At 67.8% G+C, this 8,564-nt stretch carries 9 protein-coding genes; 3 read left to right on the forward strand and 6 right to left on the reverse strand.

Translation table 11 applies throughout. The annotated features are described in order from the left end of the window. Positions 1–154 precede the first annotated feature (154 nt). A complete protein-coding gene (locus tag KGM94_RS20810; protein WP_300263601.1) occupies positions 155–1,213 on the forward strand; it encodes a YeeE/YedE family protein in 1,059 nt (352 codons plus the stop codon). A gap of 63 nt (positions 1,214–1,276) precedes the next feature. Here KGM94_RS20810 and KGM94_RS20815 read toward each other — a convergent pair whose 3' ends face one another. Both KGM94_RS20815 and KGM94_RS20820 read right to left on the reverse strand, forming a co-directional pair. Then, positions 1,277–2,494 carry a cytochrome P450 gene (locus KGM94_RS20815; protein WP_300263604.1) on the reverse strand — a complete coding sequence of 406 codons (1,218 nt, stop codon included), beginning with the start codon at positions 2,492–2,494 and terminating at the stop codon, positions 1,277–1,279. A gap of 81 nt (positions 2,495–2,575) precedes the next feature. Beyond that, on the reverse strand, positions 2,576–2,785 hold the full coding sequence (locus KGM94_RS20820) for a ferredoxin (RefSeq protein WP_300263606.1): 210 nt from the start codon (positions 2,783–2,785) through the stop codon (positions 2,576–2,578). 177 nt (positions 2,786–2,962) lie between these two features. Here KGM94_RS20820 and KGM94_RS20825 point away from each other — a divergent pair, with 177 nt between their 5' ends. Continuing rightward, positions 2,963–3,610 (forward strand): TetR/AcrR family transcriptional regulator, encoded by a 648-nt coding sequence (locus KGM94_RS20825; protein ID WP_300263608.1) that lies wholly within the window; start codon positions 2,963–2,965, stop codon positions 3,608–3,610. On the opposite strand, the gene KGM94_RS20830 is transcribed toward KGM94_RS20825, so the two are convergent. From KGM94_RS20830 to KGM94_RS20845, 4 genes are all read right to left on the reverse strand, one after another. Further along, positions 3,607–4,257, reverse strand: coding sequence for an aspartate/glutamate racemase family protein (locus KGM94_RS20830; protein ID WP_300263610.1), 651 nt, complete (start codon positions 4,255–4,257; stop codon positions 3,607–3,609). The two genes, KGM94_RS20825 and KGM94_RS20830, sit on opposite strands and share 4 nt — an antisense overlap. A gap of 92 nt (positions 4,258–4,349) precedes the next feature. Continuing rightward, a complete protein-coding gene (locus tag KGM94_RS20835; protein ID WP_300263612.1) occupies positions 4,350–5,363 on the reverse strand; it encodes an amino acid ABC transporter substrate-binding protein in 1,014 nt (337 codons plus the stop codon). A 13-nt stretch (positions 5,364–5,376) separates the two neighbouring features. Continuing rightward, entirely contained in the window at positions 5,377–6,726 is a 1,350-nt protein-coding gene (locus tag KGM94_RS20840) for an aspartate aminotransferase family protein (protein WP_300263615.1), read from the reverse strand. Between the two features lie 3 nt (positions 6,727–6,729). After that, a complete protein-coding gene (locus tag KGM94_RS20845) occupies positions 6,730–7,602 on the reverse strand; it encodes an SIS domain-containing protein (protein ID WP_300263617.1) in 873 nt (290 codons plus the stop codon). A gap of 93 nt (positions 7,603–7,695) precedes the next feature. Between KGM94_RS20845 and KGM94_RS20850 the strand changes: the two genes are divergently transcribed. Beyond that, positions 7,696–8,564 (forward strand): ABC transporter permease subunit (locus KGM94_RS20850; RefSeq protein WP_300263619.1); only part of this gene is annotated, 869 nt, incomplete at its 3' end.

Here is an 8,564-nt window from a genome sequence, read left to right on the forward strand (position 1 = left end):
GGGATCGCGTGATTCTGCGGCCGTAGTTGTCGTTCTCCGTCATTGCGGGCGAAGCAAAGCGATCCAGAAATGTATGCGCGGGACCAGTCTGGATTGCTTCCGTCGCTTCGCGCCTCGCAATGATGACATTTGTGGACGTATCTGAGCTTACTTGATGGAACCCACTGCCACCCTCGTCATCCTCGCCGGCCTCGGCATCGGCCTCGTCTACGGTGCGGTCGGCCTGCTGAGCGGCTTCTGCCTGACGAGGAGCATGCGCGGCGTGCTGGCGGAGGGCGATGGCCGGCTCCTGCGCACCTATGCGCTCGCGATGGCGGTTGCGATCGCCGCGAGCCAGGCGCTTGCCGGGCACGGCCTCGTCGATCTCGGCAAGTCGATCTACCTGCAGCCGTCGTTCTCCGTGCCGGTGCTGTTTCTCGGCGGGCTCCTGTTCGGCTACGGCATGGTGCTGTCGAACGGCTGCGGCTCGCGCGCGCTGGTACTGCTCGGCCGCGGCAACCTGCGTTCGTTCGTCGTCGTGGTCGTGCTCGCGATCTCCGCACAGATGACGCTGAAGGGCCTGGTCGCGCCGGCCCGCATCGCGCTGGTGCAGGCCACGCAGACCACGGCGTCCACCATCTCGCTGCCTGCAGTGTTGTCGGCGATCGGGCTCGGCCCTGCCGTGTCACGTATCCTGGCGGCCGCGGTCGTCGTCGGCGCACTCGCCATCTTCGCCTTTGCGCACGCATCGTTTCGCCGCTCGCCGGGGCAGATCGCGGCCGGTGTAGCCGTCGGCCTGCTGGTCGCCGCCGGCTGGTTCGTCTCCGGCCATCTCGGCGCCGACGAGTTCAACCCCGTGCCGGTGACCTCGCTGACCTTCATCGCCCCGATCGCCGACAGCCTGCAATACGCCATGCTCTCGACCGGCCTCACGCTCAATTTCGGCATCGCCACCGTCGGCGGCGTGTTCGCCGGCAGCCTGGTGACGGCGCTCTTGACGGGGCGCTTCCTCTGGGAAGGCTATTCGTCGCCGCGGCACATGCTGCGTTCGGCGAGCGGCGCGGCGCTGATGGGCATCGGCGGCGTGATGGCCTTCGGCTGCTCGATCGGGCAGGTGCTGACCGGCCTCTCGACGCTGGCGCTGGCGTCCATCGTTGCGGTCGCCGGCATCTTGATCGGCGCCGCGGCCGGCCTGCGCGGGCCGCTGCGGGTTCAACCGCTGAAGGCTGCGTGAGGCAAATGGCGCTGCACCCTCTCACCTTGCAGGAGAGGGGGCAGCCCCGTGGAGGGCGCAGGCTCAGGCCTTGCCGAACAGGATCGGCAACTGGCGCGGTCCGCGCACGGTTCCCTGCGACCAGGTGACGGTGCCCGCCGGATCCAGCCGGAAGTCCGGAATGCGCTTCAGCCATTCCTCGATGGCGACCTGCATCTCCATCCGCGCGAGGTTGGAGCCGACGCAGCGATGGATGCCGAGGCCGAAGGCGGAATGGCGGTTCTCCTTGCGGTCGAGCACCACCTTGTCGGCATCCGGAAACATCGCGGAGTCGCGATTGGCGGAGGGGAAGGAGAGCAGCACCATGTTGCCCGGCTTGACCGGGCAGCCTTCGATCGTGGTCTCCTTCACCACCTCGCGCGCCATCGTCACCGGCGAGTAGGCGCGCAAAAACTCCTCGATTGCGGTCGGCATCAGCGAGGGATCCGCGATCAGGCGGTCGCGGTCGGACGGCGTCCTGGCGAGATGCCAGAGCGAGGCGCCGATCGCGCTCCAGGTGGTGTCGATGCCGGCGATCAGGAGCAGGCGCAGCGAGCCCAGCACGTGGGAATCTTCCAGCGGCTGCCCGTTCTTGTCCCTGGCATTCATCAGATAGGAGATCAGGTCGTCGCCGGGATTCTTCTTCCGCGCCTCGATGTGGCCGGTGAAGTAGGCCGTCATCTCCTGCACCGCCTGTCCCAGCACCGCCTCGTTCTTGATGCTGAGCTCGAGGATCATGTGGATCCATTTGATGAAGAGATCGCCGTCGCTCTCGGGAATCCCGAGCATATGGGCGATCGCGCGCACCGGAATGTGCTTGGTGTAGCGCGCCGCCGCGTCGACCTTGCCGTCCTTGATGAACCCGTCGATCAGCTCGTTGCAGATGGCGCGGACCCGCGGCTCCAGCTTCTTCATCGCGTCCGGCGTGAAGGGCGGCAACAGCAACTGCTTGGCCGGCTTGTGCTCCGGCGGATCGGAGGTGATCGGGGGCGCGGCGTTCTTGGCGACCTCCGGCCGCTCGTCGCGGACGATGACGCGTCGCGAGGAGAAGTGCTCGGTGTCGTGCGCGATCTGGCGGACGGCCTCGTAGGTCGTCGGCATGTAGCAACCGAGGAAGCGGTCGGTGTGCACGACCGGGCTCGCCTTGCGCATCTGGTCCCAGATCGGGAAGGGGTCGGCGGTCCAGCGCGGATCGGTGTGGTCGAAGTCGTGGACCCAGTCGGTCACGGGGGGATGGGCGGTCGGCTGGCTGACGTCAGACATCTCTGCAGGATCCTCTGAAAGGGCTGAATTCACGCAAAAAATGCACGCACGGATCGGGCGCAACGCGTCGTGTGCGCGCGCCTAGTCCTCGGTCACTTCGATCGCGATTTCCGGGCAATTGGCCTTCGCCAGCCAGGCCTTGTCTTCCAGGCCTGCCGGGACGCTGCCGTCGCCGACCTCGTGGGCGTTGCCGAATTCGTCGAGCGTGAACAATTCGGGCGCCAGCGCCTTGCAACGCGCGTGGCCCTGGCATTTGTCGGGATCGACGTGGACTTTCAGCTTTCCTGCCATTGGCATCTTCCCCTTGGTCGCGCTTCCCGGCGGCAAGGCCGGTTGCGGTCCTCATTTGATTCTTCTGATTGTTCGTCCGTCCGCGTTGGTGCGGCAGACTTAAGTCTAAGTTATAGGATATTACATTTCGCGGCGGGCTTCCCCTGTCAAGCCTGAACTCATAGATTCCCGTGCAACATGCCGTCGGAACTTGCCCGCAAGCCGCTCAACACCTACCACCATGGCGATCTCCGCGACGCCCTGATCAAGGCGGCATTGCGCGAGGCCGAGCGGGGCGGGCCGGAGGCCATCAGCATCAAGGCGCTGGCGAAAGAGCTCGGCGTCTCGCAGCCGGCGCCCTACCGGCACTTCGCCGACCGCGAGGCGCTGTTGGCCGCGGTGACGGCGGAGGCGTTCCGGCAGTTCAGCGCGACGCTGCGCGCGGCGATGGCAAGACCCTCGAAGCATTCGAAACTGTCGCGGCTCGCGCAGGCGACGCTCGATTTCGGCCTGCGCCGCAACGGCATCTACCGCCTGATGTTCGCTTCGCGCACCATGTCCTGCGCGGTCAAGGGCAGCGAGCTGCATGCCGCCGCCAGCGAGACCTTCGAGCTCGTGCTGGAAGCGCTGGAGGCGCCCGCCGTCGGCCTGTTGCGCGAACGGCATGCGCTGAAGATCTGGGCCGCGCTGCACGGCGTGGTGATGCTGGCCGAGCAGGGGCTGCTCACCGGCCAGGTCGCGCAGACCACGCGCGAGGAACTGGTCGAGGATTTCGTCGCCGAGACCAAGTTCGCGCTGGAGGCGGCGATCAAGCACGCGCGGCGCGGGCAGAAGCCGGGCGCCTAGAGTTTCGCCGAAAGCAGCTTCTTCAGTTTCGCCACGGCGCTGTCGGGCGTCGTCACCACCGGCTTGCCGGTGGCTTGCGCAACCAGCGGGGCGGTGGCCGCGATGCTGAACTGCGCCAGCGCGATGACGTCGCAGTCGCGCAGGTCCCGTGCCGCCTCCGCAATCAGCCGGTCGTGCGTCGCGCGGTCGCCGCGGTCGAGCGCCGCGAGCGCGCCCTCGGCGAGCTTCGGCACGACCTGTACCGATGCCGGAAACTCCGGCGGCATCGAGGCGAGCGTCGGTGGAAACGTCGAGAGCAGGCCGATCCGTTTGCCCATCGTCACCGCCTGCTCGATCATGGCCTCGTTGGGTTTGAGCACCGGCATCGGCGCGTGGTCGCGGGCGACCGCCTCGATGCAGGGACCGAACGCCGAGCAGGTGAACAGGATGGCGTCGGCGGAGGTCGCCGCGGCATAGCTGCCGAGCGCCAGGAAGCGCCCGGTCATCGCGTCGGTGAGCTTGCCGTCACGCGCGAGATCCGCCGACAGGCTGTCATCGAGCAGGTTCATCAGCCGCGCCTCGGGCCAGCCTTGCGCGAAGGCAGCCTCGATCGGCGCGATCGAATGCTTGAGGGCGTGGATCAGGGCGATGCGCGGGCTAGTCGTCATTGGGACCTAACGATCCGGCGATATCTCGTGCCCCGGACGCAGCAGCGCTATACGCTGCAGCGCGTCCGGGACACGAGTCCATCAACGCGTTCTTACTTGAACGGGATCGCGTACATCATGCCGCCCTTGGTCCAGAGCGCGTTGAGGCCGCGGTCGAGCTTCAGCGGGCTCGCCTTGCCGACATTGCGCTCGTAGATCTCGCCGTAATTGCCGGCGGCCTTGATCGCGCCGACCAGCCATTTGTTGTCGAGCCCGAGACGCGAGCCGAGGTCGCCGCTGGTGCCGAGCAGCCGCTGGATCGCCGGCGTGCTCGACTTCGTCATCTCCTCGACATTGGCTTGCGTCACGCCGAGCTCTTCGGCCTCGATCAGGCCGTAATGCAGCCAGGTGATGATGTCGCTCCAGACTTCGTCGCCGTTGCGCGTGAAGGGGCCGAGCGGCTCCTTGCTGATGGTCTGCGGCAGCACGACGTAGTCGTCCGGCTTCGGAGCGGCCGTGGTCACCGCGCCCGCGAGTGCGGAAGCGTCCTGGGTCATGGCATCGCAGCGGCCGCCGAAGAAGGTCTGGTACATGGTGTCGACGCGGTCGAACACCAGCGGCTTCCAGTCGATGTTGTTGGCGCGGCCGTAGTCGCCGAGCGTCACCTCGTGGGTGGTGCCCTGCGCGACGCAGACGGTCGCGCCCTTCAGGTCCTTCAGCTCCTTGACGCCCAGATCCTTCTTCACGACAAAGCCCTGGCCGTCATAGAAGTTGACCGGACCCTGCCGCAGCCCCAGCGTCACGCCGCGCAGAAAGGTCTCCGTCGAGTTGCGGTAGAGCACGTCGATCTCGCCGGATTGCAGCGCGGTGAAGCGGTTCTGCGCGGTCAGCGCGACGTAGCGCACCTTGTTGGCGTCGCCGAGCACGCCGGCGGCGAGCGCGCGGCAATAGTCGACGTCGAGACCCTTGTAGTTTCCCTGCGAATCCGGCGCGGAGAATCCCGCAAAGCCGGCACTGACGCCGCACACCAGCGTGCCGCGGCTCTTCACCGTGTCGAGCGTCGCGGCCGGCGCCGCCGCCGTCCACGTCGCGAGTACGCCTGCTGCAAGTACGATAGTCTTCTTCATGGTACGTCTCCCCTCACTGATTGACATTACGCAACACGCTGTCGACGGCCGCGCCGAGCTTGTCGACGATGACGTCGATCTCGTCGGGCGTCGCGATATAGGGCGGCGCCAGCAGCACGTGGTCGCCGCGCCGGCCGTCCACGGTTCCGCCGCCGGGATAGCAGCCCAACCCGTCGGCAAAGGCCGTCGCCTTGATCTTCTGATGCAGCTTGAGCGCGGGATCGAACGGCGTCCGCGAGACGCGATCGGCGACGAGCTCGATCGCCCAGAACAGGCCGCGGCCCCTGATGTCGCCGACATGGCGGTGATTGCCGAAGCGCTCGGTCAGCCGCTGCTCGAGCTGCCGGCCGCGCGCCTTGACGCGCTCGAGCAGGTTCTCGTCGCGGATCACGTGCTGCACCTCGAGCGCTGCGGCGCAGGCCAGCGGATGCGCCAGATAGGTGTGGCCGTGCTGGAACGCGCCGGAGCCAGCGCGGATGGTGTCGATGATGGCGCCGCTTGCGAGCATCGCGCCGATCGGCTGGTAGCCGCCGCCGAGGCCCTTGGCGATGGCCTGGATGTCGGGGGCAATGCCTTCCTGCTCCCAGGCATGCATCGTTCCGGTGCGGCCCATGCCGCACATGACCTCGTCGAGGATCAGCAGCGCGCCGTGGCGGTCGCAGACCTCGCGCACGGCGCGGAAGTAGCCGTCCGGCGCCGGCACGCATCCGGCAGTGGCGCCGACCACCGGCTCGGCGATGAAGGCGGCGACGGTCTCCGGCCCAAGCCGCTGGAATTCGGCCTCGAGCTCGGCGGCGAGGCGGCCTGCGAAATCGGCATCCGTCTCGATGTCGCGCTTCTCGTGATAGGCGAAGGCCGGCGTGACATGGCTGAAGGATGGGGAGAGCAGCGGCGCATAGGGCTCGCGGCGCCAGGCGTTGCCGCCGGCCGCCAGCGCTCCCAGCGTGTTGCCGTGATAGCTCTGGCGTCGCGCGATGAAGTGATGGCGCTTCGGCTCGCCGCGCTCGATGAAATATTGCCGCGCCAGCTTGATGCTGGCCTCGATCGCCTCCGAGCCGCCGCTGACGAAATAGGCGTAGGCGAGGCCGCCGGGCTCGTGGCCGACCAGCGTCTCGGCGAGTTCTTCCGCGGGCTGCGACGAGAAGAAGGCGGTGTGGGCATAGGCAAGTTGAGAGGCCTGCCTGGTGATCGCGGCGATCACGCGCGGATGCTGGTGGCCGAGGCAGGAGACCGCGGCGCCGCCGGAGGCGTCGAGCACGCGATGCCCGCCCTCGGCGATCAGATAGACGCCTTCGCCGCCGATCGCCTTCGGCGGCGTCTCGCGGAGCGAGCGATGCAGCACGCGGCTGGTGCTTGTGCCCATGGATCAGCCTTTCTCTGAGACGTATTGGGAGGTCGCGGCGAGCCGGGCCTCGGTGTCCTGCAGGCGCTTCTTCGACGTCGCGCCGCCGAGCGAGAACGTCACGGCGGCGAGCGATTGCGCGATCGCCATCGCGCCGGTCAGGCTCGGGAAGAAACCGGGCGAGGCGGCGGCCTCGTAGAGCAGGACATGGTCGGCGCCTTCCGCCATCGGCGCCGCCGCCGCGTCGGCGATTGCGATCAGCGTCGCCCGGGCGCGATGCGCGGCATGGGCCGAATGCACGCTGGCGCGGGAATAGGGCGCAAAGCCGACCACCACGACGGCGTCGCCGGAACGGAACGCGCCGAGATCGAGATCCTCCGGCCCGGAGCCGCCGACGAGCTGGACCTCGTCGGGACGAAACAGCCGCAATTCGTAATTGAGGAGCTCCGCCACGCTGCGGCAGCTGCGGAAACCGGCGATCCATATCCGCTTTGCGCCATGCAGCGCCCTGGCGGCGTGCGCAATGGAAGCCGCCGAGATGCGCGCAAGGCCCGCCGCCTCGGCGTCGAGCTTGTCGGTCACCAGCGCGACGTCGGCATGCGGGCCCTGGCGCCGTCCCCGTGCGCGGATCGAGAAGGGGGCGGTCTGCGACGGCCGGCGCGCTTCGGTCAGCGCCGCGCGCAACTGGTCCCAGCCGGAATAGCCGAGCGCCTTGGCAAGGCGGGTGAAGGCGGCCGGATCGGCGCCGGCCTCGGCCGCGAGATCGCGCATCGAACGGGTGGTGGCGTCGTAGTCATTGGCGGCGACGAAGCGCCCGACCTCCTGCAGCCGCATCGGAAGCGATGGCAATGCGCTACAGAGTTCGCTCAGCGGCGAGGATTTCGCGGGCTCGACCATGAAACATTTGTTGCATATCCGGCCCATTGATGCAACATTCGTCACGCGTTGCCGGAAATCGCCGCTTGTTGAAGCCCTGAGGATTCCTGTGCCGTGACGACCATCGATTCCAGGCCGCCGCCGCGCCGGCGCTTCTCCTTCGCGCCGGGACCAAGGGAGCTGAAGGGCCTGTTCTGGCAGGTGCTCGTCGTCGGCGCCGCGGTCGCCGTCATCGTCTTCCTCTGGTCCAACACCGTCCACAATCTCTCGGCCCGCCGCATCACGACCGGCTTCGCCTTCCTCGGCCGCGAGGCCGGCATGCCGATTGCCGACAGCCTCCTCGCCTACAGTCCGAGCAACACCTATCTCTGGGCGTTCGTCGTCGGCGTCGCCAACACCTTGCGGGTGGCCGTGATCGGCGTCGTGCTGGCGACGATCCTGGGAACGCTGATCGGCATTTCCCGGCTGTCGGCCAACTGGCTGTTGTCGCGGCTCGCCGCCGTCTATGTCGAGACGCTGCGCGACATCCCGCTGCTGCTGCAGCTGCTGTTCTGGTACGTGCTGATGCAGGCGCTGCCGGCGGCGCGCGGGGCCTGGAAGCCGGTCGAGGGCGTGTTCCTGTCCAATCGCGGCCTGGTGCTGCCCTCAATCCCGATCGGCGCGGGCCAGCTCTGGGTGCTCGGCACCGCGCTGCTCGGCATTGCCGTGTTCGTTCTGCTGCGCCGCCATCTGATCGCGCAGCAGATGCGCGACGGCCGGCCGCGTCCGGCCTGGCCCTATGCGCTCGTTCTGATCGCAGTGGCGCCGGCACTGGTGTCGTGGTCGACAGGCGTGTCCTGGAGCATCGCCTGGCCGGAGTTGCGCGGCTTCAACTTCGTCGGCGGCCTGACGCTCGCGCCGGAATATTTTGCGCTGCTGATCGCGCTCGTGACCTATACCTCGGCCTTCATCGCCGAGATCGTGCGCAGCGGCATTCAGTCCGT

Origin of the sequence: Bradyrhizobium sp., from assembly GCF_028868675.1 — a bacterium.
GTDB lineage: Bacteria > Pseudomonadota > Alphaproteobacteria > Rhizobiales > Xanthobacteraceae > Bradyrhizobium.

Coding starts and splice junctions, on each gene's coding strand:
- KGM94_RS20810 (WP_300263601.1), top strand. CDS start 155: ATGGAACCCACTGCCACCCTCGTCATCCTCGCCGGCCTCGGCATCGGC.
- KGM94_RS20815 (WP_300263604.1), bottom strand. CDS start 2,494: ATGTCTGACGTCAGCCAGCCGACCGCCCATCCCCCCGTGACCGACTGG.
- KGM94_RS20820 (WP_300263606.1), bottom strand. CDS start 2,785: ATGGCAGGAAAGCTGAAAGTCCACGTCGATCCCGACAAATGCCAGGGC.
- KGM94_RS20825 (WP_300263608.1), top strand. CDS start 2,963: ATGCCGTCGGAACTTGCCCGCAAGCCGCTCAACACCTACCACCATGGC.
- KGM94_RS20830 (WP_300263610.1), bottom strand. CDS start 4,257: ATGACGACTAGCCCGCGCATCGCCCTGATCCACGCCCTCAAGCATTCG.
- KGM94_RS20835 (WP_300263612.1), bottom strand. CDS start 5,363: ATGAAGAAGACTATCGTACTTGCAGCAGGCGTACTCGCGACGTGGACG.
- KGM94_RS20840 (WP_300263615.1), bottom strand. CDS start 6,726: ATGGGCACAAGCACCAGCCGCGTGCTGCATCGCTCGCTCCGCGAGACG.
- KGM94_RS20845 (WP_300263617.1), bottom strand. CDS start 7,602: ATGGTCGAGCCCGCGAAATCCTCGCCGCTGAGCGAACTCTGTAGCGCA.